The 546-nt window shown below is 30.4% G+C and carries 1 protein-coding gene; it reads right to left on the reverse strand.

Translation table 11 applies throughout. From position 1 onward, the window contains the following. Positions 1-137: 137 nt before the first annotated feature. Positions 138-479: a hypothetical protein gene (locus SB749_RS18675; RefSeq protein ID WP_410711617.1), complete on the reverse strand. Its 342-nt coding sequence runs from the start codon at positions 477-479 to the stop codon at positions 138-140. Positions 480-546 lie beyond the last annotated feature (67 nt).

Consider the following 546-nt stretch of genomic DNA (forward strand, 5'->3'; position numbering starts at 1 on the left):
GGTTATTGTTAATGTTTATTTTATAAATAAAAACAAAAAATCCTAGATTAATAAATCTAGGATTTTTTGTTTTTTTAATAATGCCATAATTGGAGAGTGAATGAGGTTAGTGATCCACGTGTTGAGAAAACTATAAATTAAGCGCTTTTGTTAGATCCGTCAATGTAAGGTTTTGCATTGAAACTAACACATTTATTATTTCCGACGAAAACTGAGTTAAGAATCAGTTTCGATTGTTTAACTCCTTTCCCATCGTTATCGTATACGTCAATTCGTATGCCGCCGAATTTATCTTTCAAACAGATTCTTGCTTTTCCTTTTTTGACTCCATATAGATATACAGCCTTAGGGGTCCAGCTACCTGACACTTTTTTTGAGTCTACTAATTTCCATGAAGCTGCCTCAGCATAACTGTTATCCATAGTAAAAACTGAGATACATAATAATAATGCTACAAGATATTTAATAATTTTGTTCATATAGATTCTCCTTACCTTTCTTTTATAGATTCCAAATTTAAAGTTATATCATGTCTATTACCAATAC

It is taken from the genome of Brevibacterium sp. SIMBA_078, from assembly GCF_046534565.1.
Taxonomy (GTDB): domain Bacteria; phylum Actinomycetota; class Actinomycetes; order Actinomycetales; family Brevibacteriaceae; genus Brevibacterium.